Source organism: [Pantoea] beijingensis, assembly GCF_022647505.1.
Classification (GTDB): Bacteria; Pseudomonadota; Gammaproteobacteria; order Enterobacterales; family Enterobacteriaceae; genus Erwinia; species Erwinia beijingensis.
In genome coordinates this window covers 3,994,198-4,015,506 of sequence record NZ_CP071409.1, presented here as the reverse complement: position 1 = coordinate 4,015,506, position 21,309 = coordinate 3,994,198, and the positions used below count along the sequence as shown (strand labels likewise).

The 21,309-nt window shown below is 50.5% G+C and carries 21 protein-coding genes and 3 pseudogenes; 13 read left to right on the top strand and 11 right to left on the bottom strand.

Annotated elements, in window-relative coordinates:
- The first annotated feature begins 68 nt into the window (after positions 1-68).
- Together J1C60_RS18205 and btsR are read left to right on the top strand one after the other, a co-directional pair.
- Complete coding sequence (locus J1C60_RS18205; protein WP_128175383.1) at positions 69-1,751, top strand: sensor histidine kinase; 1,683 nt, start codon at positions 69-71, stop codon at positions 1,749-1,751.
- Positions 1,751-2,470 carry a two-component system response regulator BtsR gene (gene btsR / locus J1C60_RS18200; RefSeq protein WP_128175586.1) on the top strand — a complete coding sequence of 240 codons (720 nt, stop codon included), beginning with the start codon at positions 1,751-1,753 and terminating at the stop codon, positions 2,468-2,470. Before J1C60_RS18205 ends, btsR begins: the two co-directional genes overlap by 1 nt.
- 40 nt (positions 2,471-2,510) lie before the next feature.
- Here the strand turns inward: btsR and yjiA are convergent, their stop codons facing one another.
- From yjiA to J1C60_RS18185, 3 genes are all read right to left on the bottom strand, one after another.
- Positions 2,511-3,473 (bottom strand): GTPase, encoded by a 963-nt coding sequence (gene yjiA / locus J1C60_RS18195; RefSeq protein WP_128175385.1) that lies wholly within the window; start codon positions 3,471-3,473, stop codon positions 2,511-2,513.
- A 19-nt stretch (positions 3,474-3,492) separates the two neighbouring features.
- A complete protein-coding gene (locus J1C60_RS18190) occupies positions 3,493-3,696 on the bottom strand; it encodes a YbdD/YjiX family protein (protein ID WP_128175387.1) in 204 nt (67 codons plus the stop codon).
- 71 nt (positions 3,697-3,767) lie between these two features.
- Positions 3,768-5,921, bottom strand: coding sequence for a carbon starvation CstA family protein (locus J1C60_RS18185; protein ID WP_128175421.1), 2,154 nt, complete (start codon positions 5,919-5,921; stop codon positions 3,768-3,770).
- A 756-nt stretch (positions 5,922-6,677) separates the two neighbouring features.
- Here J1C60_RS18185 and J1C60_RS18180 point away from each other — a divergent pair.
- A complete protein-coding gene (locus tag J1C60_RS18180) occupies positions 6,678-6,920 on the top strand; it encodes a hypothetical protein (protein WP_128175425.1) in 243 nt (80 codons plus the stop codon).
- Positions 6,921-7,110: 190 nt separating this feature from the next.
- On the opposite strand, the pseudogene J1C60_RS18175 reads toward J1C60_RS18180, so the two are convergent.
- A pseudogene (locus J1C60_RS18175) lies at positions 7,111-7,296 on the bottom strand (transposase); the annotation flags it as partial.
- 332 nt (positions 7,297-7,628) lie between these two features.
- Here J1C60_RS18175 and J1C60_RS18660 point away from each other — a divergent pair.
- Positions 7,629-8,146: pseudogene (locus tag J1C60_RS18660) on the top strand (low molecular weight protein arginine phosphatase).
- Between the two features lie 86 nt (positions 8,147-8,232).
- On the opposite strand, the pseudogene J1C60_RS18165 reads toward J1C60_RS18660, so the two are convergent.
- Together J1C60_RS18165 and J1C60_RS18160 are read right to left on the bottom strand one after the other, a co-directional pair.
- Positions 8,233-8,923: pseudogene (locus tag J1C60_RS18165) on the bottom strand (IS3 family transposase); the annotation flags it as partial.
- 38 nt (positions 8,924-8,961) lie between these two features.
- Positions 8,962-9,825, bottom strand: coding sequence for a YicC/YloC family endoribonuclease (locus J1C60_RS18160; RefSeq protein WP_128175431.1), 864 nt, complete (start codon positions 9,823-9,825; stop codon positions 8,962-8,964).
- A 167-nt stretch (positions 9,826-9,992) separates the two neighbouring features.
- Between J1C60_RS18160 and J1C60_RS18155 the strand changes: the two genes are divergently transcribed.
- Positions 9,993-10,442 carry a DUF3574 domain-containing protein gene (locus tag J1C60_RS18155; RefSeq protein ID WP_128175433.1) on the top strand — a complete coding sequence of 150 codons (450 nt, stop codon included), beginning with the start codon at positions 9,993-9,995 and terminating at the stop codon, positions 10,440-10,442.
- A gap of 33 nt (positions 10,443-10,475) precedes the next feature.
- On the opposite strand, the gene J1C60_RS18150 is transcribed toward J1C60_RS18155, so the two are convergent.
- Positions 10,476-11,660, bottom strand: a complete 1,185-nt coding sequence (locus tag J1C60_RS18150) for a NupC/NupG family nucleoside CNT transporter (RefSeq protein ID WP_128175435.1) — start codon at positions 11,658-11,660, stop codon at positions 10,476-10,478.
- A 238-nt stretch (positions 11,661-11,898) separates the two neighbouring features.
- On the opposite strand from J1C60_RS18150, the gene rph reads away from it, so the two are divergent.
- Genes rph through J1C60_RS18130 form a run of 4 tightly spaced genes read left to right on the top strand, consistent with a single transcriptional unit; the run spans position 11,899 to position 15,875 of the window.
- A complete protein-coding gene (gene rph, locus J1C60_RS18145) occupies positions 11,899-12,615 on the top strand; it encodes a ribonuclease PH (RefSeq protein WP_128175437.1) in 717 nt (238 codons plus the stop codon).
- A gap of 56 nt (positions 12,616-12,671) precedes the next feature.
- On the top strand, positions 12,672-13,313 hold the full coding sequence (pyrE, locus tag J1C60_RS18140) for an orotate phosphoribosyltransferase (protein WP_128175439.1): 642 nt from the start codon (positions 12,672-12,674) through the stop codon (positions 13,311-13,313).
- Between the two features lie 32 nt (positions 13,314-13,345).
- Positions 13,346-15,397: a DUF4401 domain-containing protein gene (locus J1C60_RS18135; protein ID WP_128175441.1), complete on the top strand. Its 2,052-nt coding sequence runs from the start codon at positions 13,346-13,348 to the stop codon at positions 15,395-15,397.
- Positions 15,390-15,875 carry a GDYXXLXY domain-containing protein gene (locus J1C60_RS18130; RefSeq protein WP_128175443.1) on the top strand — a complete coding sequence of 162 codons (486 nt, stop codon included), beginning with the start codon at positions 15,390-15,392 and terminating at the stop codon, positions 15,873-15,875. Before J1C60_RS18135 ends, J1C60_RS18130 begins: the two co-directional genes overlap by 8 nt.
- 6 nt (positions 15,876-15,881) lie before the next feature.
- Here J1C60_RS18130 and slmA read toward each other — a convergent pair whose 3' ends face one another.
- The 3 genes from slmA to coaBC all read right to left on the bottom strand — a co-directional run bounded on the left by slmA (position 15,882) and on the right by coaBC (position 18,352).
- Complete coding sequence (gene slmA, locus J1C60_RS18125) at positions 15,882-16,478, bottom strand: nucleoid occlusion factor SlmA (protein ID WP_128175445.1); 597 nt, start codon at positions 16,476-16,478, stop codon at positions 15,882-15,884.
- A 223-nt stretch (positions 16,479-16,701) separates the two neighbouring features.
- The gene (dut, locus tag J1C60_RS18120) at positions 16,702-17,160 is read right to left on the bottom strand and encodes a dUTP diphosphatase (RefSeq protein WP_164877261.1); all 459 of its coding nucleotides are present in this window, start codon (positions 17,158-17,160) and stop codon (positions 16,702-16,704) included.
- Complete coding sequence (gene coaBC / locus J1C60_RS18115) at positions 17,138-18,352, bottom strand: bifunctional phosphopantothenoylcysteine decarboxylase/phosphopantothenate--cysteine ligase CoaBC (RefSeq protein ID WP_128175447.1); 1,215 nt, start codon at positions 18,350-18,352, stop codon at positions 17,138-17,140. Before coaBC ends, dut begins: the two co-directional genes overlap by 23 nt.
- Before the next feature lie 210 nt (positions 18,353-18,562).
- Between coaBC and radC the strand changes: the two genes are divergently transcribed.
- From radC to mutM, 4 genes are all read left to right on the top strand, one after another.
- On the top strand, positions 18,563-19,231 hold the full coding sequence (gene radC, locus J1C60_RS18110; protein WP_128175449.1) for a RadC family protein: 669 nt from the start codon (positions 18,563-18,565) through the stop codon (positions 19,229-19,231).
- Between the two features lie 268 nt (positions 19,232-19,499).
- A complete protein-coding gene (gene rpmB / locus J1C60_RS18105) occupies positions 19,500-19,736 on the top strand; it encodes a 50S ribosomal protein L28 (RefSeq protein WP_128175451.1) in 237 nt (78 codons plus the stop codon).
- A gap of 11 nt (positions 19,737-19,747) precedes the next feature.
- A complete protein-coding gene (rpmG, locus tag J1C60_RS18100) occupies positions 19,748-19,915 on the top strand; it encodes a 50S ribosomal protein L33 (RefSeq protein WP_001051798.1) in 168 nt (55 codons plus the stop codon).
- A 75-nt stretch (positions 19,916-19,990) separates the two neighbouring features.
- A complete protein-coding gene (gene mutM, locus J1C60_RS18095; protein ID WP_128175453.1) occupies positions 19,991-20,800 on the top strand; it encodes a bifunctional DNA-formamidopyrimidine glycosylase/DNA-(apurinic or apyrimidinic site) lyase in 810 nt (269 codons plus the stop codon).
- A gap of 25 nt (positions 20,801-20,825) precedes the next feature.
- On the opposite strand, the gene coaD is transcribed toward mutM, so the two are convergent.
- Positions 20,826-21,302 carry a pantetheine-phosphate adenylyltransferase gene (coaD, locus tag J1C60_RS18090; RefSeq protein ID WP_128175455.1) on the bottom strand — a complete coding sequence of 159 codons (477 nt, stop codon included), beginning with the start codon at positions 21,300-21,302 and terminating at the stop codon, positions 20,826-20,828.
- Between the last annotated feature and the right edge of the window lie 7 nt (positions 21,303-21,309).

Here is a 21,309-nt window from a genome sequence, read left to right as displayed (position 1 = left end):
TGTGACGCAAAGAACGCAATTGACTGACGTGGCATGCTGCGGTTATTCAGCGTTTGTGGTCACCGGGTATGTACGAATTTAAATTAGTCTTACTGTTATTGCAGCAGATGTGTGTCTTTTTAGTTATCGCCTGGCTGATGAGTAAAACCCGCCTGTTTATTCCACTTATGCAAGTCACTGTTCGCTTGCCCCATAAGCTGTTGTGTTATGTCACGTTCTCTATTTTTTGCATCATGGGCACCTATTTTGGCCTGCATATCGAGGATTCTATCGCCAATACGCGGGCGATTGGTGCAGTAATGGGCGGATTGCTGGGAGGGCCGCTGGTCGGTGGGCTGGTCGGTCTCACGGGTGGTTTGCACCGTTATTCCCTGGGCGGCATGACCGCCCTGAGTTGCATGATTTCCACCATTGCTGAGGGGTTGTTAGGCGGCTTGATGCACAGCGTGCTCATCAAGCGGGGGCGTACGGACAAAGTCTTCAGCCCACTGACGGCAGGCGCAATCACTTTCTTTGCGGAATTAGTGCAGATGTTGATCATCTTACTGATTGCCCGTCCGTTTCAGGATGCGCTGCATCTGGTTGAAAGCATTGCCGCGCCGATGATGGTAACCAACACCGTCGGTGCCGCGTTGTTTATGCGTATTTTGCTGGATAAGCGCGCGATGTTTGAGAAATACACCTCGGCCTTTTCTGCGGTGGCGCTTAAAGTCGCGGCCTCGACGGAAGGGATCCTGCGACAGGGCTTTAACGAAGAAAATAGCATGCGGGTTGCGCAGGTGCTGTATGACGAGCTGGATATCGGTGCCGTTGCCATTACCGATCGCGAGAAATTACTGGCCTTTACGGGCATTGGTGACGACCACCATTTACCCGGAAAAATGATCTCTTCGGGCTATACCTTGCGGGCAATAGAGAGCGGTGACGTGGTCTACGCGGATGGTAATGAAGTCCCGTACCGCTGTTCACTTCACCCGCAGTGCAAGCTCGGTTCAACGCTGGTCATCCCGTTACGGGGTGAGAATCAGCAGGTCATTGGCACCATCAAACTCTATGAGGCGAAAAATCGGCTCTTTAGCTCCATTAATCGCACCTTAGGGGAAGGGATCGCACAGCTGTTGTCGGCGCAAATCCTTGCCGGGCAGTACGAGCGTCAGAAGGCGTTGCTGGCACAATCTGAAATCAAGCTGCTGCATGCGCAGGTCAATCCCCACTTTTTATTCAATGCGCTCAACACGTTAATGGCGGTCATCCGTCGTGATAGCGATCAGGCAGGACAACTGGTGCAATATCTGTCGACGTTCTTTCGTAAAAACCTTAAGCGCTCGTCGGAAATCGTCACGCTGGCGGATGAGCTCGAACACGTCAGTGCTTATTTACACATCGAAAAGGCGCGCTTTCAGGAGCAGTTACAGGTTCGGTTAGCGATTCCTGACGCACTTTCCTGGCAACGGCTGCCTGCATTCACGCTACAGCCCATTGTTGAAAATGCGATTAAACACGGCACGTCACAGTTGCTTGGCAAGGGAGAGATTACCATTCAGGCCAGCCAGGACGCGGGATATCTGATCCTGGCGATTGAAGATAACGCCGGATTGTATCAACCCGCAAATATCGTCAGTGGTTTAGGCATGAGCCTGGTAGATAAGCGTTTGCGGGCACGTTTTGGCGATAGCTGTGGGATCAGCGTAACCTGTGAACCCGATCGCTTTACCCGTGTCGCGCTGCGGTTACCGCTGGAGGAGAGATGATGTTTAAGGTGCTGATTGTCGATGATGAAGCACTGGCGCGGGAAAACCTCCGCGTTCTGCTGGAAAAAGAGCATGATATCGATATCGTCGGTGAATGCGCGAATGCGATTGAAGCCATCGGTGCGGTGAATAAACTTCATCCGGATGTGCTGTTTATTGATATCCAGATGCCGCGGATCAGCGGGCTTGAAATGGTAGGCATGCTGGATGACGCGCACCGGCCTTATATTGTGTTTCTCACCGCATTTGATGAATATGCTATCAAGGCATTTGAAGAACACGCCTTTGACTACCTGCTAAAACCCATTGTCACGGCCCGGTTGGCGAAAACCTTAACGCGCCTGCGTCAGATCCCTGTTCCGCAGGATATATCGACTCTTCCCGAGAGCCAGCAACGGCTGAAATTTATCCCCTGCAATGGCCAAAGCCGAATTTTTTTGCTGCAGATGGATGACGTGGCCTTTGTCAGCAGCCGTCTGAGCGGCGTGTACGTGACCGATCATGCCGGCAAGGAGGGATTTACCGAACTGACATTGCGTACGCTGGAAAGCCGTACCCGGTTACTGCGCTGTCATCGTCAGTATCTGGTGAATATGACACATTTAAAAGAGATTCGGCTGGAGGATAACGGCCAGGCGGAGCTGATATTGTGCAATGGGTTAACCGTGCCGGTGAGCCGCCGCTATCTGAAAAGCATTAAGGGCGTATTGGGATTATGACCGGTAATGTGGTGGGGAGATCACCTCTCCCGCACCGTGGTTAATCTGGACGCAGCTTAGCAAACGCCTGTCTGATTTCCTGTTCAGGGAGCTGAACGCCGATAAATATTAACGTACTACGGGGCTGTTCCTGAGGCTGCCATTCACGATCCCAGTCGGCGCTGTATAGGCGCTGAACGCCCTGGAACAGCAAACGATGGTTGTTTCCTTCAATCCACAGCATACCTTTGTAACGCAATAAGTTATCGGCAAAACTGAGCAGCAGGTTTTCCATCACACGGGATACCTCTTCTAAGATCACCGGATAATCCAGCTCCAGCACGATAGAAGATACTGCGTTCTGTGGATCGACAAGGCGGTGAAAGCGAGGTTTAGCCGGAACAACATTCTCTTCCAGCATAAAACCGTTGGTGTTAAATAACAGCTCAAGATCGATCTTCCCGTGGAGCACCGGATAGACGGGCGCGCGGGCGTTGATGCGTTGTAGCCGGTCGAGAAGTGGGCTGTACTCTTCGGCAACATCGGTTTTTGTCAGCAGGATGCGGTCAGCATAACCTATTTGCGATTGTGCGAGAGTAAACCGATCCAGTTGCTCACTGGCATGTGCCGCATCGACCAGCGCAATCACGCCGTCCAGCAGGTAACGCTGGCAGAGCACGGGATGTGAGAAAAATGTCTGAATAATGGGGCCGGGATCGGCCATGCCGGTGCATTCGATCACTAATCGATCAAAGGCGATCTCACCTTTATCGAGGCTATCCAGTAGATCCAACAGGGCATCTTCCAGTTCGCTGGAACGCGTGCAGCAAATACAGCCATTGGTGAGGGTTTTAATTTGTGTGGCCCGGTCGCCAAGCAACTGATCGTCTATCGCGACTTCACCGAACTCATTTTCAATCACCGCAATGCGGTATTCATGCTGCTGATGCAGAATATGGCGTAATAACGTGGTTTTCCCGGCGCCTAAAAAACCGGTTAAAACCGTGACTGCAATCGTGGTCATTGTTGTTCTCCTGCAGGATTCAGCAACAGCGCATTCCCCCTTTTCCATCCCCGCCATAGCGTGCCTGCTGCCGCTCCCGGAAGAATTCGGGATAGGTCATGACGGGTTTATCCGGATGGTTAGTTTGCATATGCTGAACGTAGGTATCGTAATCGGGAATACCGATCAGCATTTTGGCCGCCTGGCCAAGGTATTTTTTTGCTTCACCTAAGTTACCAAACATAAGCTTTCCTGAAAGGTATCGCCCCGCCGCCGCAGGGCTTATAGAGGCAAGTATCTTGCCCCTCGGATGTATTAATGACCGGAAGACGTTTTGATGCCTTCTTTAGGGACCGACACATAGGGCGTTTCTTTGTCCGTTCGCGCTGGCGTACGGTTGGCCTGAATGCCGGTGCGGATACCGTAGAAAATAATACTGTAAACCACCACCAGAAAAAGGATACTCAGCCCTGCATTAGTGTAGTTGTTGATCACAATATGATTCATATTCGCGATCTGTTGGGCGGTCAGTTCTGTGCTGTCGCTCAGAATTCGGGCTTTATAGGCTTTCGCCATATAGAAGAATCCCTCCATTTCTGGATTGCTGCTGAAGAGTTTCATGCCCAGTGCCCAGGTTGTACAAATCAGCAGCCAGACCGCGGGGACCACGGTGACCCAAATGTACTGTGTACGTTTCATCTTCACTAATACCACTGTCGCCAGCACCAGCGCGACGGCGGCCAGCATCTGGTTCGAGATACCAAATAGCGGCCAGAGGCTTTTTACGCCGCCCAACGGATCAACCACGCCCTGATACAGCAGATAGCCCCACAGCCCGACGCAGCCTGCGGTGCCGATAACGCCGGCGACCAGTGAATCGGTTTTTTTCAGGAAAGGAACGAAGTTACCCAACAGGTCCTGCAGCATAAAGCGGCCAGAACGGGTACCCGCATCCAGCGCCGTCAGGATAAACAAGGCTTCAAACAGAATCCCAAAGTGATACCAGAAACCCATATCCGCCATGGGAATGATTTTGTGAAAGACGTGTGCAATTCCCACCGCCAGCGTGGGCGCGCCGCCGGCACGGTTAAGCACGGAAGGTTCGCCGATATCCTTTGCGGTCTGCAGGATTTGCTCAGGTGAAATCACAAAGCCCCAGGAACTGACGGCAGCCGCGGCTTGTACTGTCACCTGCTGCAGTTGCGCCATCACCAGCGGCGCGTTGGCGGTTCCCATTTCATGCAGATTGGGCATGACGATCCCTAATCCTGCTGGAGGTGTATTCATCGCAAAATAGAGTCCGGGCTCAATAATAGACGCGGCGACCAGCGCCATAATCGCCACAAAAGACTCCATCAGCATGGCGCCGTAACCAATAAAGCGTGCGTCGGTTTCGCAGGCCAGCAGTTTTGGCGTGGTACCGGATGCGATCAGCGCATGGAAGCCGGACACTGCGCCGCAGGCGATGGTAATAAACAGGAACGGGAACAGTGCTCCTTTCCAGAGCGGCCCTGTGCCATCAATGTATTGCGTCATCGCGGGCATTTTTAAATCGGGATTGAGGATAACAATCCCCAGCGCCAGGCCCACGATCACGCCGATTTTCAGGAAAGTAGCGAGGTAGTCACGCGGGGCCAGAATCAGCCATACCGGCAACAGTGCGGAAACAAAAGCATAGCCGATCAGCGTGAAGGTGATGGTGGTGTCTTTAAACGTAAGCGCCGGACCCCAGTAAGGATCGTGCGCAATCACGCCGCCAAACCAGATGGACGCCACCAGCAGGACCACGCCAATTACTGATATTTCACCCACGCGTCCCGGGCGAATAAAGCGCATGTAAATGCCCATAAATAGCGCGATAGGGACCGTCGAACAGACGGTAAATACGCCCCATGGGCTTTCAGCCAGCGCTTTCACCACAATCAGCGCCAGCACCGCCAGAATAATAATCATGATTAAGAAACAGCCGAACAGAGCAATGGTACCGGGAACTGGCCCCATCTCCTCTTTGACTATCTCGCCGAGAGAAGCACCGTTACGCCGGGAAGAGATAAACAGCACCATGAAATCCTGCACTGCGCCCGCGAGCACCACGCCAGCCAGTAACCAGAGCGTACCGGGCAAATACCCCATCTGCGCTGCCAGCACCGGGCCAACAAGGGGACCAGCGCCAGCAATCGCCGCAAAGTGGTGCCCAAACAACACGTTGCGGTTGGTGGGAACATAGTTGAGCCCGTCGTTGTTAATCACCGCCGGTGTGGCACGGGTAGGGTCCAGCTTCATAACTTTTTGCGCAATGTAGAGGCTGTAATAGCGGTACGCGACCAGATAAACCGACACCGAGGCAACAACGATCCACAATGCGCTAACGTTTTCACCCCGCCGTAACGCGACGACGGACAGGCAGAATGCACCGATAATGCCCACAATCAGCCAGGGTATGTGCCTGAGAATTTTTTTATTGTCCATAGGAGGCCTGATTTTCAAATGAGTACGCGAAGCCGGGATCGCTTCGGTTGATATTTTTTATGCGCAAAGGCGCTATTTCTACCCGGAATAGCGTGACGAATTTTTGCACGCAGCGGGGGGATTATTGATTGAGCGGTTATTTAGACGGGATAAGCGGTCTTTTAGCCCTATAAGCGGTTTTCAGCTCCGGATAATGCCCGGAAATATGTGATTAAGATCTCATCACGAAATCCCTGTTAATCAATAAGTAAGCCCGTAATCAGAGTACGCCTGTATTTCGCGTGGAAGCTGGCGGAACGTATCAGTTTTGGCGTTGTGGGCAAACCTCGCGCCTGGTTGAAATCACACTGTAGGCGCTGGGTTATTCTGATCTTACCTGCATAACGCGTACGATAGATATTTAAATAATGTATACCCGTCATACTTCAAGTTGCTTGTACGTTGGCTTCCCTCGTTCACCCTGGTTACTTACTCCAGTAAGCTCCCGGGGATTCACTGCGTCGCCGCTGTCATGCAATTCGAATTATTTAAGGTATAATAATTTAAAAATCATCATTATAAGTCATGATAATATAAACAGAAAACGTATGGCCAAAGGGGCAAGTTATTATGTGACTTGATAGTTTTTTGAAAAAATGAAAGGATGCATTATTAATGTCTGTTTCATGTGCCCGTGATAACCATTAATCCATAAACGATATAATATGGATGAGTTAAATCTCGCCCTTTTAGATTATTTGAACGTAGGGATCGACCATGAAAGATTATGTTTTCTTTTTTAACAATAAAAATTTCAAGCTAATCGAGTTAAATAAATTAGAAAAATCACAGGCTGAGGATCTTGAAAATCAGGGTTTTTCACGTACTGATTTTCAAGCAAAAAGCCGGGAAGATGCAATCTCAAAGATTAATGAAAGTAATGAGTTAAATATAAATAGCCTGAAGGATTTTAGTGGAGACACCGGTTTTTCAGCGGTTATTGAATCACTCTTGAGGTAATGACAACACTTGTTATGGTTTAAATGCGAGTATTCTGATCCTACCCACGCAATGTGGAAACAGTCCTAAGCGAGGTTCTGGTTTTCAAATTGTTCCGGGCTGAGATCGGTAAGTGTCAAGGTAGTTGCCACCCCGGGTTAATTTAAGCCGCCTGCTTTGCCCGCTCAGAATTCAGCGTTACCGGACCTTCCCTGCCAGTTTCGTCTTCCAGCTCTTTCAGCCGAGCCACCATCGAGGCATCCATCCCGCCAAAGCGTGAACGCCACTTATAAAAACTGGCATTGCTCATGCCATGCTCGCGGCACAATTCAGCCACCGGCGTTCCGGCCTCGGCTTGCTTCAGAATGGCCATGATCTGGCTGTCAGTAAAATGTGATTTTTGAGATTCGCTGCCCTTCGGGTCATAGAAATCTCCCGGTTCAGATTACGAGAAAATTCTACTTATGAACACACCGGTTTTTCGAGGGGATTACCAGGATAATGCGTGATCTGATCCTGTCGTTTGGCAAAAGTTCGATTTATTCAAAAAAGCCATAGTAATCTGCTGTTGCTATGCACGTTTCTTGTTCCGGTGATAGATGTGGCCAGTTTTAGTTGTCAATTACAGTCACTTGTTTTTTTCTTAAAGAACTGATAATAAGAGTAAGGTCATTTATCAATAGTATAAACGGGTTAAGTTTAAATAAAAAAGGAGTTCAAGTGAAAGGGATGAAAATTTTGTTTGCCATGTGTTTACTAACGCTGAGTGTCGCAACTAGCGCTTCCGAACACTTAATAACATTTGTATGCAGGGGCAATACAGGACGCAGCCCAATGGCTGAAGCTTTAAGTAGTGATTTAATTAAAAAAGAACACTTAAATTTAAAAGTTCAATCCAGAGGTCTTAATGTTGTTCCAAAAGAAATAAGCCCTGAGGAAGGAACCGTTGCAGTATTAAAGGAGAGAGGGATTAACATATCAAATCATAAGGCAACGCAATTAACTGAGGATGATATAAAAAATCAAGCCTGATATTAACAATGACAGAAGAGCATAAGCACAAAATTCTTGCACAAAATCCTCAGGCTAAAAATAAGGTTTTTACTCTGTATGAATACACAACGGGTAAACATGAGGATTTGAGTGACCCTTATGGTAAACCACTCTCTGCATACAGAGCTTTGGAAGTTCAATTTGATAAACTTTTACCCGTAGCAATAAATAAAGCTTCAGGTGAGTTAGAATAAAGTAATCTAGGCAGAATGGGAATTGACATGTCAATTCCCATTCTGCGACGTTGTCCTGATCCTACCCACGTAATGTGGACACGCTCCTAAGCGAGGTTCTGGTTTTCAAACTGCTCCGGGTTGAGGCCGCCACAGGTACTGTGACGACGCCACCGATTGTAATCACGCTCGATATAATTAAACACCGTCGTCCGCATTATTTCCCGGCTGATAAAGCGTTCCCCGTGGATACATTCCACTTTCAGCGAATGAAAGAAGCTTTCCACGCAGGCATTGTCATAACAGCAGCCTTTCGCACTCATACTCCCATGCAGATTATGCTGTTTCATTAATACCTGATAATCCGCTGAGCAGTACTGCCCCCACGGTCGGTGTGAACGATAACATTCTCTGGTCGTTTACGCCGCCAGAGTGCCATTTGCAGTGCATCACAGGCCAGTTGTGCCGTCATCCGTGAAGACATCGACCAGCCGATGACGGCCCGGGACCACAGGTCAATGATTACCGCCAGGTACAACCAGCTTTCGTCCGTGCGCAAGTACGTGATGTCACCCGCCCATTTCTGGTTCGGACCGCTGGCGTAAAAATTCTGTTTCAGCAGGTTCTCCGACACCGGCAGGCCATGTTCACGATAACTGACCGGGCTGAACTTACGGGCAGCCTTGCGCGGAATCCCTGACGGCGCAGGCTGGCGGCAATAGTTTTGACGTTGTACTCCGGCAGTACGTCAGCGAGACGAGGCGCACCATAACGCTGTTTTGCCTCCGTGAATGCCTGACGAGACTTAGTGAGATTCTAAGAGATCGCGTGAAACGTTACTCAATATTCTGAATCTGCTCGCGCATTTGCTCAATCAGCACTTTCAGCTCAATGGCTGACGTGGTGATATCGGCATTGATCGATTTGGAGCCCAGGGTGTTGGACTCGCGGTTGAACTCCTGCATCATAAAATCGAGGCGGCGTCCAACGGCTTCTTTTTTCTTCAGGATGTTGTAGGTCTCTTTGACGTGGGCATCAAGGCGATCCAGCTCTTCGGCGACATCAATGCGCTGTGCCATCATCACCAGTTCCTGCTCCAGACGATTGTTTTCCAGCTGGACCTCGGCCTCTTCCAGCTTGCTCACCAGCCGTTCACGCTGCCATTTCATCACTTCCGGCATGTGCGCGCGCACTTTAGCCACTTCACTGCTCACGCCTTCCAGGCGTGTTTCAATCAGCGTTTTCAGGGCTGCGCCTTCGCTTTCCCGTGCGGCGATAAAATCATCAATGGCACCATCCAGTGCGACCAGCAGCTCAGCGGTGATCGCATCCAAATCCTGATCCTGTGCGGACATCACGCCTGGCCAGCGCAGGATATCGACCGGATTAATTTCACCTTCGTCGCTTTGCATTTTGACCCAGTTCGCTGCCTGCACCAGCTGTTTCGCCAGTTTCTCATTCAGGATCAGCGAGCTTTGTGCACTGGGATCGGCGTCGAATCGCAGATTACATTCGATCTTGCCACGCGTCAGACGCTGACGAATGCGCTCGCGGATCACGGGCTCCAGGCTGCGGAACTGCTCCGGCAGACGAATGTAGGTTTCCAGATAACGTTGATTAACGGAACGGAGTTCCCAGGCGGCAGCGCCCCATTCGCCTTTGGTTTCGCGACGTGCGTAAGCGGTCATGCTGCGGATCATTTTGCGTACCTGTTCAGAGAAATATAAGCGAATTATAACTAGGCTACGGCAGGCATGATAGGCAAAACCGTCGGCAGCGGTGAAAAGCCACGGGGATGGATAGCATTTTTAGCCTGCAAGCTTTTATGATGTTGGCATGGGGTTCGTTAATTTCAAAAGGGGAAGTGATGCGCATAATAAAAAGGGGATTGCCTGCAAAAGCGTTGACGGTGGCGTTTTCTCTGCTGTTAGCCAGCTGTGCGATGCCGGTAAAGCAGGAGCAGGCTCATGAGGTAACGACCTCTTGTGCGGTGGGTGACATGATGCGGCAAACTACGCTCTATTTTGGCGTGGAGCGCCAAACGGGAGCCGCGATTAGCGAAAAGGAGTGGCAAGCATTTATCGATCGCGATGTGACGCCGCGCTTCAAAGAGGGGCTAACGGTATTCGATGCGAAGGGGCAGTGGCTTGGTAAAAATGGTCAGGTTTCCCACGAAAACAGTAAAGCGCTGATGCTGATTTATGCGCCAACAGAAGCGCGTGAACGCAGTATTGAGGTACTACGTACTTTTTATAAGCAGCGCTTTGCTCAGGAGTCCGTGATGCGCGTTGATGCGCCAGTTTGTGTCGGGTTCTAGAATTAGCGGGCGGATGTTTAATCCGCCCTGTTGTTACAGTACCAGCCCGGCAAAGGCGGCGGAGAGTAAACTGACCAGCGTTGAGCCATAGACCAGCTTCAGTCCATAGCGTGAAACCACATTGCCCTGCTGTTCGTTCAGGCCTTTAATCGCACCGGCCACAATACCGATAGAGGCGAAATTGGCGAACGATACCAAAAATACCGATAAAATGCCCAGCCCGCGCGGCGTCATTTCCATCGCCACTTTCTTCAGCTCAATCATCGCGACGAACTCGTTAGCCACCAGTTTGGTGGCCATAATGCTGCCGGCGTGAAGCGCATCCGCGGCCGGAATACCAATAAGCCAGGCAAACGGGTAAAACACATAGCCGAGGATTTGTTGAAAGCTGATGCCAAAGATGGCGGCAAAAATGGCATTAACCGCGGCGATCAGCGCGATAAAACCGATCAGCATCGCCAGGATAATCATGGCTACCTTGAAGCCCGCAAGGATGTACTCGCCAAGCATCTCAAAAAAGCTCTGATCTTCATGCAGCTTCTCCAGCTTGATTTCCGGTTCTGTGCCGGCGGGTGTGGGATTAATGATGGAGAGCACGATGAAGGTGCTGAACATATTCAGTACCAGCGCGGTTACTACGTAGCGGGCATCAATCATGGTCATATAGGCGCCCACAATTGACAGCGAAACGGTCGACATCGCGGTAGCCGCCATGGAGTAAAGACGCCGTGGGGAGATATCCGCCAGTATGCCTTTATAGGCAATGAAATTTTCAGACTGGCCCAGGATCAGCGTACTTACGGCGTTAAATGACTCCAGCTTGCCCATACCGTTTACCTTTGACAGCAGCGTGCCGATCAGGCGAACCAGGAATGGAAGAATACGCCAGTGTTGCAGAATGCCGATCAGAGCGGAGATAAAGATGATCGGGCAAAGTACGCCAAGGAAAATAAAGGCTAATCCCTGCTTGCTCATGCCACCGAAGACGAAATCAGAACCCTGTGCAGCGAAGGTAAGCAACGTCTCAAAAAAGCCGGACACATGCTTAATCGCGGTTAAACCGCTTGCGGCATGGAGGAAGAAGAACGCCAGCGCGGCTTCGATAATGATCAACTGAAGCAGATAGCGCAGACGGATTTTTTTGCGGTCATGACTCACCAGCAACGCAAGGGCGAAAATAATCACCAGCGCCAGAATAAAATGTAAAAAGTTCGACATATAAGTTTTTGATCGCGTGGGGAAAAAAGCATTTAGCCACAGTTTGCTGTCGTTTTCACCTGTTTTAGAGAACGTAAACAACAGCATGGCAATAAGGCGGATCGCATTTCTGATGATTTGTGGCAGGAGAATGGCGGCTTATCTTCCACTTCTGCCTGGAACTGGCGAGCCTCAGTGCTGCAACGTCAGTGAATTCAGGTATAATGCGCAGCCAATATTAGCGAGCCGGAGAGAAACCATGCGTCCAGCAGGCCGTAGCGCACAGCAGGTGCGTCCCGTCAAACTGACCCGTCACTATACCAAACATGCAGAAGGTTCTGTGCTGGTTGAATTCGGCGATACCAAAGTGCTTTGTACTGCCACGATTGAAGAAGGCGTACCGCGTTTTCTGAAAGGTCAGGGTAAAGGCTGGGTCACCGCAGAATATGGTATGTTGCCGCGCGCAACCCATAGCCGCAATGCCCGTGAAGCCGCCAAAGGCAAGCAGGGCGGGCGGACGCTTGAGATCCAGCGCCTGATTGCGCGTTCGCTGCGCGCGGCACTCGATCTGAAAGCGTTGGGTGAGTTCACCATTACGCTGGATTGTGATGTGATTCAGGCCGATGGCGGCACCCGGACCGCATCAATTACCGGCGCTTGTGTCGCGTTAACCGATGCACTGAACCAACTGGTTGCGCAGGGTAAGCTGAAAGCTAACCCCATGAAAGGGATGGTTGCGGCGATTTCGGTGGGGATTGTCAACGGTGAAGCACTTTGCGATCTGGAGTATGTGGAAGACTCCGCGGCAGAAACCGATATGAATGTGGTGATGACCGAAGATGGCCGGATGATTGAGGTGCAGGGCACCGCGGAAGGCGAGCCGTTCAGCCATGATGAGTTGTTAAAACTTCTTGAGCTGGCAAGAGGCGGCATAGAGAGTTTGATTCAGGCGCAGAAAGCAGCGCTGGCAGAGTAATTTTACAGGCGACCTGAGGGTCGCCTTTTTTATGATAATCGTTTGAGGAGAAAGGCATGAAACCCTGGCAGCGCCAATTTATTGAATTCGCACTCAACAAGCAGGTGTTAAAGTTCGGCGAATTCACGCTGAAATCGGGCCGTAAAAGCCCTTATTTCTTTAACGCAGGCCTGTTCAATACCGGTCGCGATCTGGCACTGTTAGGCCGTTTTTATGCTCAGGCGCTGGTCGATTCCGCGATTGATTTTGATCTGTTATTTGGCCCGGCCTATAAAGGTATCCCAATCGCGACCACCACCGCGGTGGCGCTTGCCGACCATCATGAACGCGATGTGCCATACTGCTTTAATCGCAAAGAGGCTAAAGATCACGGTGAAGGTGGCTTGCTGGTAGGAAGCCCACTTCAGGGGCGCATCATGCTGGTAGATGATGTGATCACCGCCGGCACGGCTATCCGGGAATCAATGGAAATTATCGCGGCGCAGGGCGCTACGCTGGCAGGCGTGCTGATCTCGCTGGACAGACAAGAGCGCGGACGGGGAGATATTTCGGCTATTCAGGAAGTTGAGCGGGATTATCATTGCAAGGTGGCGGCGATTATTACGCTGGAAGATCTGATTGATTATCTTGAAGAGAAACCCGAAATGGCTGACCATCTGGCTGCCGTTCACGCCTATCGTCAAGCATACGGGATTTAACGACCGGAGCAGGCTGGTGTGAAGGGGGGCGCGTGAGTAATCCTTTTTATGCAGGAAACGCAACGACGGCGGTTGCACAAGCAGCGCGTCGGCTTCAGTTACAGGGCGTTATTTCTGCACCTGCTCATCATGCTATTTTGCTGGCAATAGGTGCGCGCCCTGATGCTCGGGGATGGCTGTTATTTATTCGCGCTGCCCTTGCGTTAACTGGCGTGCTCTCACTTGTTTGTGGCGCGATCTTTTTCTTTGCCTGGAACTGGCAGTTCCTGCCGCGGATGGCAAAATTTGCCCTGATCGAAGGGCTAATTATCGCGCTGGCGTTATTAGTTTGGTGGCGTTGGGCACGGATGCCTGGCCAGTTAGCGATGCTGGCCATTGGTTTTTTGCTGGGCGTACTTTTTGCCGTATACGGACAAATCTATCAAACCGGAGCTGAAAGCTGGCTGCTGTTTTGCAACTGGGCAATTGCGCTATTCGCGCTTGCCTGTTTTGCCCGTCTTAATGTCTTGTGGTTCCTTTGCTGGCTGGTCGCCAATATCGCTTGCGCTCTCCGATTAGGGGGGTGGGAACACGCTGTCTCTGATGTTGTTTGTCAGCTTTTTTTGCTGGCGACGCTGGCACTACGATTTGTGATGGTGCGGCATCGTGACTGGCTTTTCCGTATTATGCTTTTCTGGACGCTGGTGATACTTACTTTGGCGAACAGTATCGGGCTGTTTAGCCCTTTTACTCCTTCGGTTATGCTTACGGCGATAATATGGCTGTCGCTTCTTTGCGTCGGCTATCAACTCTGTTATCGGCGGCAACGCGATCTCTTCGTTATCATCTGTGGCCTGTTTAGCATCGGCACTGTCCTTGTGGCAGGAACGGTTCGCATATTTATCCGACATGATATTGTTCTTGCCTGCACTATCGCATTGATTGTTTTGGGGCTCTATATTCTGTGGGTCCATCACTGGATGTCTGAATGGCATACGAAGAACCGAAGCGTGCCTCAGAATGCTGAGCGCGTTGAACAGATTGCCATCGGACATCAACTGCAAGAACAGGCATTACTGACACCCGCACAGGTGACACTGCTGCAATCGCAAGATGTGCTTACTGATTTACCCTGGTATGTCCATGTCGCTTTCGTGTTATGCGGCTGGTTTACCGGATTAATGACGTTTGCATGGCTGGTGCTGATCTGCTTTATGTTCAATCTGTTTGATGACGTTACCGCGCTGCCCTTTGGACTCATGGCACTCGTTAGCGGCATTCCTGCCAGCATATTATTGCGTAAACGGCACCTGGCCTTGCAGCAAATAGGTTTATCCTGGGCGATGACCAGTACGGTCGCTTTATGCGTGGCGGGAATATTTTGGTGGGGAGACACCGTCTGGTGGGAAAAAGGGGGCTGGCTGGTACTACTTCCGCCGCTGGCTCTCTTGTATGTTCTGTTCCACCATGGTTTTTACCGTTATTTGAATAGTACCGCGCTGGTTTTTTTTCTGATTAACGGTTTGATTTTATTGCCTTGGCTAAGCAGTACTTTACCGGTATTGGTTGTGACCTTTATCACTGCCGCTGTTATTTTACTTGGCGTAGACGATCGCTATGCCTGGCGCTATCGCCCACTTCTATTGGGTATTGCCTCAGGTTTATTCCTACTCTGTTTTTATGGATCAATACCATTGAATGAACGGGTATTGATCCATGCGTTTATTCCCAGTGGGGACGATTTTTCTACGCTCAATGAAGGGGTTGCCGCAGGGCTGCTGCTTTCTGCACTGGTTATTGGCCGACGTAAAGGTATGCCCACGGCCTGGCAATTATTACTGATTGCTACACTACTGGGCGCGACCAGCCTGTTTATGCCGGGTATTGCATTGGCGTGGCTGCTGATTTTGCTCGCACGCTATCAGAACAGCAAAGTACTGATGCTGACGGCGGCGTCGTTGCTGGTGTTTTATACCCTCGATTGGTATTACTTCTTGAGTGTTCCCTTGTTGAATAAGGCGCTAATGCTGCTGCTGGCGGGTATTTTGTTGCTGCTCATTGCCGCACTGGCTCATCGCCGTTTAGAGGGAGGGGAATATGCGTAAAGGGTTGCTGCTGATCGCACTGTTAGTGATTTTATTGGTTACTAATTTATCGATTTATCAGAAAGAACGTTTGTTGAGCCAGGGGAACATTGTTCGACTGGCGCTGGCACCCGTTGATCCTCGTGCGTTGTTGCAGGGAGATTATATGGCGCTGACTTATGCGCTGGATGTTCGCCTGCATGATGGTGGGAAGCGTTCTGAAAACGATCGGCTAATTGTCACGCTTGATGAGCAAAAGATTGCTACCGATGTCGAGTGGGATCGTGGCCAGTCACTCGCCGGGAACCAGCATTACCTGCATTACTATCGCGGTAGCCGGGGAGTGAGTATTGCCAGCGATGCATGGTATTTTCAGGAGGGCGAAGCCGAAATTTTTGCTGCGGCTAAATATGGTGAACTGCGTGTTGCTGAAGATGGAACGGCGCTGCTGGTGAATATGCTGGATAACCAGTTAAAACCTTTGGCAGCAGCGCCTTAGAAGCGACTATATCAACTGTGATGCCAGCAACGGCCAGCGCGCGTCAAAATCCACGGTTGGGCGGTAGCGAAATTCTGACCTTACAAAACGCGATAGCATACCTTCACAAAACGCCAGTAGTTGGCTGGCCAGCAATGTTTCATCGGTGGTAAAGCCTTCTCCTTCTCGCATTTTGCGCTCACGCAATACCTGGCGAAGCTGGACTTCGATCCGTTCAAACAGCTGGTTTATCCTGTCTTGCAAACGGTCCTGTTCAAACATAAGCGCATGCCCGGTTAGAATACGTGTCAGACCGGGGTTACGTTCACCAAAGCCCAGGATCAATTGCACAATTAAGCGCAGTCGTGGAACCGTCTCTTTTTCATCTTTTAAGATCAGATTGATTCGGGTGATCAGGCTGTCTTCGATAAATTCGATTAGGCTGTCAAACATTCGGGTTTTGCTGGGAAAATGACGGTACAGTGCCGCTTCGGAGACGCCGACATTCGCGGCTAATTTTGCGGTCGTGATGCGCTGGCTACCGTCACCGGATTCCAGCATTTGCGCCAGCGACTGCAATATTTCTTCGCGACGATTCCTTTTCGCACTCTTTTTCTCTGCCATGACTTCAAAGACCCCTGAAATTCACCATAAAAGGGCAAATACCCGCGCAACATCCGTGAGAAAGCCTCTCACGGCGTTAAAGTTTTTAAAGAGTGTTGCGAAGGCTGTTTTATATACTCGAAATTGCAGCGCCGTTGGCAAATATGCACGATAGCGGATAGCGACCTTCGCCAGTGCGTGAGGTTTTATCTCACCTCAATACCAACAACTTCAGATTCCGGGGTTACTGGCGGCCAGAATGGCCAAAACCACCTTCACCGCGTGCGCTGGCGTCAAAATCTTCCACCAGATTAAACTCGGTCTGGACGACAGGGACAAAAACCATTTGCGCAATACGTTCACCAGGTTGAATGGTGAATGTCTCCTGACCTCGATTCCACACTGACACCATGAGTTGTCCCTGATAATCGGAGTCAATCAGACCCACCAGATTACCCAGTACTACGCCGTGTTTATGGCCAAGCCCCGAGCGTGGAAGGATAACGGCGGCCAGTGAGGGATCACCTATATGAATGGCTAAGCCTGTTGGTACCAGGGTGGTCACGCCCGGAGCCAACTCAATTGCGTGATCCAGGCAGGCTCGCAGATCGAGGCCTGCAGAACCCGATGTGGCGTAGGTTGGTAGAGGAAAATCCTTGCCCACGCGTGCATCAATAATTTTAACGTCGATTTTTTTCATCATAACGGCTGACAATCTCGTCTATTAACTGTTGGCCAAGGAGTGACTTATCGCTAAGCGGTAAGACTTTTTCTCCCTCCTGCCAAAAAAGGTGAAGAGCATTGGTGTCGCTATTGAAACCTTGCCCGGCTTTTGACACATCGTTGGCGCAGATTAAATCCAGATTCTTTCGCGCACGTTTTTGTTGGGCGTATTCTTCCACATTCTGGGTTTCAGCAGCAAATCCTACGACATAAGGACGGCTGGTGGTCATTGCGCCGACCCCGGCCACAATATCGGGATTTTTTATCATTCTAACGGTAACGTCATCGCCCTGTTTTTTGATTTTCTCATCGGCAATCTCTGCCGGGCGATAGTCTGCCACGGCTGCGCTGCCAATGAAAATATGCTGTCGGCTAATGTGCTCCATTACCGCTTTTTGCATCTGCAGCGCGGTTGTGACATCAATACGATTAACCCACGGCGGAGCGGGTTGGTTGACCGGTCCTGCCACAAGGGTGACATTTGCACCACGTGCAGCAGCAGCAGCAGCAATCGCAAACCCCATTTTGCCTGAACTGTGATTGCTGATAAAGCGTACCGGATCCAGCGCTTCACGCGTAGGGCCAGCAGTAATCATAATATTGAGATGTTTCAAATCGTTGATAGGGGAAGACCATTTTACCGCATAATCGACAATTTCCAGCGGGTCCAGCATCCGCCCTGGGCCAATATCACCGCAGGCTTGGCTACCGCTATCCGGCCCCCATAGCAGTATGCCGCGCCCGGCCAATATATTTAGATTGTGCTGGGTAGGAATCGCTCTATACATTTGCTGATTCATTGCGGGCACTACGGCGACAGGAGCCGCGGTTGCCAGACAAATAGTTGTCACTAAATCGTTCGCCATGCCTGCGGCCACACGGGCAATAAGATCGGCGGTTGCAGGGGCAAGGATAACCAAATCTGCCCATTTTCCAAGTTCAATATGCCCCATTGCCGCTTCTGCTGCGGGATCGAGTAAATCATCATAAACGGGAAAACCGGAAACGGCCTGCAAGCTCAGTGGCGTAATAAAGGCTTTTGCCGCCTCCGTCATTACGACGCGCACTTCCGCACCGCGATCGCGCAGACGACGTACCAGTTCGGGAGTTTTATAGGCGGCGATGCCACCGCTGACACCCAGGACAATGTGTTTACCGGTTAATCCCATCATAACTATTACCCGCTATCATTCGTTCAGTCCGACGCCGGCGCACTGATTCAGCGTCACAATCTGTGTATTTTATCACACTCTGTTTGTCTGCTCCCTTTAGCAAGCGACAAGCTTTGCGAGTCGGCTCGAAACCTGACAATTTCTCACGGGTATGCCTGGTGAATCCTGATGAGGGCTGGCATGGTATTGCTGATATCAGGGAGGGTGGGTATGGAAGCAACAGGGCAAAAACTACTGCCAAGGGAAAAGCTGCATCAATTGGGGGCTGGTGCCTTAAGCGATGCGGAGTTATTGGCGATTTTTTTACGTACCGGTTCGACAGGCTGTCACGTCATGATGCTGGCGGCACAGTTGCTGGAGGATTTTGGCTCGCTCTATCAGGTCATGACGGCAGATAAGCAGCATCTGTCTGCTATAAAAGGTGTTGGCGATGCCAAATTGACGCAGCTCCAGGCTATTGCTGAATTAGGCAAACGTTTTTTCAATGCGCAGCTTGCGCGTGAGGATACGCTTGCTAATCCGCATATTACTCATCAGTTTCTGCAAAGTGTGCTTGCGCATCAGGAACGTGAGGTATTTATGGTGATTTTCCTGGATAATCAGCATCGTGTTATTCGTTCGCAGGAGATGTTTTCCGGTACGATTGACAGCGTGGAAGTCCATCCGCGTGAAATCATCCGTGAAGCATTAAAAATAAATGCGGTAGCCTTAATTCTGGCACACAATCATCCTTCCGGCATTGCCGAGCCGAGCGCAGCAGACCGCGATATTACTCAGCAAATAATGCGTGCAAGTGCGCTATTCAACATCAGGATATTGGATCATCTGGTGATTGGACGCGGCGAGTTTGTTTCATTTGCTGAGCGAGGTTGGGTATGACGAGGAGATGCTGCTTAAGCCTCTGTCGCTATAAAATTTATCGTCAGGTGCGGCTATTTTGCGCGATCCACTGGGATCTTTATCTGTTCGGGACTTGAGCAGCGGCGCTACAGGGCGTATACTACGCCACCTTTGAGAATCTCGGGTTTGGCGTTTGGGCCTGCTCAGCGGGTTCACATGGAACTCGCTTGGATGGGCTAAGAGCCTGACGAGGCGGCCAAGACCTTATTTTTAAAGCTCGAGCTGATTTGATTTTTGGAGAATAGACATGTCACGAGTCTGCCAAGTAACTGGCAAGCGTCCGGTGAGCGGTAACAATCGTTCCCACGCAATGAACGCGACGAAACGCCGTTTCCTGCCTAACCTGCACTCTCACCGTTTTTGGGTTGAGAGCGAAAAGCGCTTTGTCACACTTCGTGTATCTGCTAAAGGTATGCGTGTTATTGATAAAAAGGGTATTGATACGGTTCTGGCCGATATGCGTACCTGTGGTGAGAAGTACTAAGGAACTGAATCATGGCTAAAGGTATTCGTGAGAAGATCAAGCTGGTTTCCTCTGCTGGTACAGGTCACTTCTATACCACCACGAAGAACAAGCGTACTAAGCCGGAAAAATTGGAACTGAAGAAATTCGATCCAGTTGTCCGCCAGCACGTGATCTATAAAGAAGCTAAAATTAAGTAATTTTGGTGACTTAAGAAAAACCCGGCCTCGGCCGGGTTTTTTTGTTTATAACTCAGTAAAACGAGAGGAGCGGTCATGCCTGAATTACCTGAGGTAGAAACCAGCCGGCGCGGAATTGAGCCACATCTGCTTGGTGAAACCATTCTGCATGCGGTGGTGCGCAATGCGCGCCTGCGTTGGCCGGTGTCCCGGGAGATTCACACGCTCAGCGATCAGCAGGTGTTAAGTGTGCAGCGGCGTGCTAAATATCTGCTGCTGGAGTTACCAACTGGCTGGATTATTATCCATTTAGGTATGTCTGGTAGCCTTCGTGTATTACCTGAGGATATGCCCGCTGCTAAGCATGATCATGTGGATTTAGTCATGAGTAATGGCAAGGTGTTGCGTTACACCGATCCTCGTCGTTTTGGTGCCTGGCTATGGAGCATCAATCCAGCGGCCAGCAATGTACTGGCGCATTTAGGGCCTGAGCCACTTAGCGATACATTTACCGGCGAATATCTGTTTGCAAAATCATGCACTAAGCGTACCGCGATTAAGCAATGGATTATGGATAATAAGCTGGTGGTGGGTGTCGGAAACATTTATGCCAGCGAATCACTATTTGCTGCCGGGATATTGCCCGATCGCCCGGCAATGTCTTTGACGTTTGCCGAGGCCGAATTGCTGGTAGAAACGATTAAAGCGGTATTATTACGCTCTATTGAACAGGGCGGCACCACGCTGCGTGATTTTTTACAAAGCGATGGTAAGCCAGGCTATTTTGCGCAAGAGCTACAGGTTTATGGCCGAGTCGGGGAACCTTGCCGCGTTTGCGCTACGCTGATTGAGAGCGCAAAGCATGGACAACGTAGCACATTTTTCTGCCGCCGCTGCCAGAAATAACAGGCAGGGGGCAACTGACCATGCTTTATAACTTAGCCATCAAAGCGCGATAGACCGCAGGTGGTAAAAAGGGAGTCACATCCCCCTGATGACGCGCAACCTCTTTCACCAGCGAAGAGGAAATAAAGGAGAACTTTTCTGACGGCATCAGAAATACGCTTTCCAGCGTGGGGAGCAAGTGCCGATTCATATGGGCTAACTGCAATTCGTATTCAAAATCGGATACCGCACGCAAACCACGTACTAATATATTGGCATTTTGCGATCTGGCAAAGTTAGCCATCAGATCGCTAAAACCTATCACTTCCACATTATCCAGATGCGTGGTGGCCTGCTGCGCTAATGCGACACGTTCATCCAGCGTAAACAGCGGTTTTTTGCTCGGGCTGGCTGCGATGGCAAGAATAACCACATCAAACAGGGCGGATGCACGCGTAACAATATCAAGATGCCCGTTGGTAAAAGGGTCAAACGTACCCGGGTAAATAGATCTTTTCAGCATCGCTGCA

Coding starts and splice junctions, on each gene's coding strand:
- J1C60_RS18205 (WP_128175383.1), top strand. CDS start 69: ATGTACGAATTTAAATTAGTCTTACTGTTATTGCAGCAGATGTGTGTC.
- btsR (WP_128175586.1), top strand. CDS start 1,751: ATGTTTAAGGTGCTGATTGTCGATGATGAAGCACTGGCGCGGGAAAAC.
- yjiA (WP_128175385.1), bottom strand. CDS start 3,473: ATGACCACGATTGCAGTCACGGTTTTAACCGGTTTTTTAGGCGCCGGG.
- J1C60_RS18190 (WP_128175387.1), bottom strand. CDS start 3,696: ATGTTTGGTAACTTAGGTGAAGCAAAAAAATACCTTGGCCAGGCGGCC.
- J1C60_RS18185 (WP_128175421.1), bottom strand. CDS start 5,921: ATGGACAATAAAAAAATTCTCAGGCACATACCCTGGCTGATTGTGGGC.
- J1C60_RS18180 (WP_128175425.1), top strand. CDS start 6,678: ATGAAAGATTATGTTTTCTTTTTTAACAATAAAAATTTCAAGCTAATC.
- J1C60_RS18160 (WP_128175431.1), bottom strand. CDS start 9,825: ATGATCCGCAGCATGACCGCTTACGCACGTCGCGAAACCAAAGGCGAA.
- J1C60_RS18155 (WP_128175433.1), top strand. CDS start 9,993: ATGCGCATAATAAAAAGGGGATTGCCTGCAAAAGCGTTGACGGTGGCG.
- J1C60_RS18150 (WP_128175435.1), bottom strand. CDS start 11,660: ATGTCGAACTTTTTACATTTTATTCTGGCGCTGGTGATTATTTTCGCC.
- rph (WP_128175437.1), top strand. CDS start 11,899: ATGCGTCCAGCAGGCCGTAGCGCACAGCAGGTGCGTCCCGTCAAACTG.
- pyrE (WP_128175439.1), top strand. CDS start 12,672: ATGAAACCCTGGCAGCGCCAATTTATTGAATTCGCACTCAACAAGCAG.
- J1C60_RS18130 (WP_128175443.1), top strand. CDS start 15,390: ATGCGTAAAGGGTTGCTGCTGATCGCACTGTTAGTGATTTTATTGGTT.
- slmA (WP_128175445.1), bottom strand. CDS start 16,478: ATGGCAGAGAAAAAGAGTGCGAAAAGGAATCGTCGCGAAGAAATATTG.
- dut (WP_164877261.1), bottom strand. CDS start 17,160: ATGATGAAAAAAATCGACGTTAAAATTATTGATGCACGCGTGGGCAAG.
- coaBC (WP_128175447.1), bottom strand. CDS start 18,352: ATGATGGGATTAACCGGTAAACACATTGTCCTGGGTGTCAGCGGTGGC.
- radC (WP_128175449.1), top strand. CDS start 18,563: ATGGAAGCAACAGGGCAAAAACTACTGCCAAGGGAAAAGCTGCATCAA.
- rpmB (WP_128175451.1), top strand. CDS start 19,500: ATGTCACGAGTCTGCCAAGTAACTGGCAAGCGTCCGGTGAGCGGTAAC.
- rpmG (WP_001051798.1), top strand. CDS start 19,748: ATGGCTAAAGGTATTCGTGAGAAGATCAAGCTGGTTTCCTCTGCTGGT.
- mutM (WP_128175453.1), top strand. CDS start 19,991: ATGCCTGAATTACCTGAGGTAGAAACCAGCCGGCGCGGAATTGAGCCA.
- coaD (WP_128175455.1), bottom strand. CDS start 21,302: ATGCTGAAAAGATCTATTTACCCGGGTACGTTTGACCCTTTTACCAAC.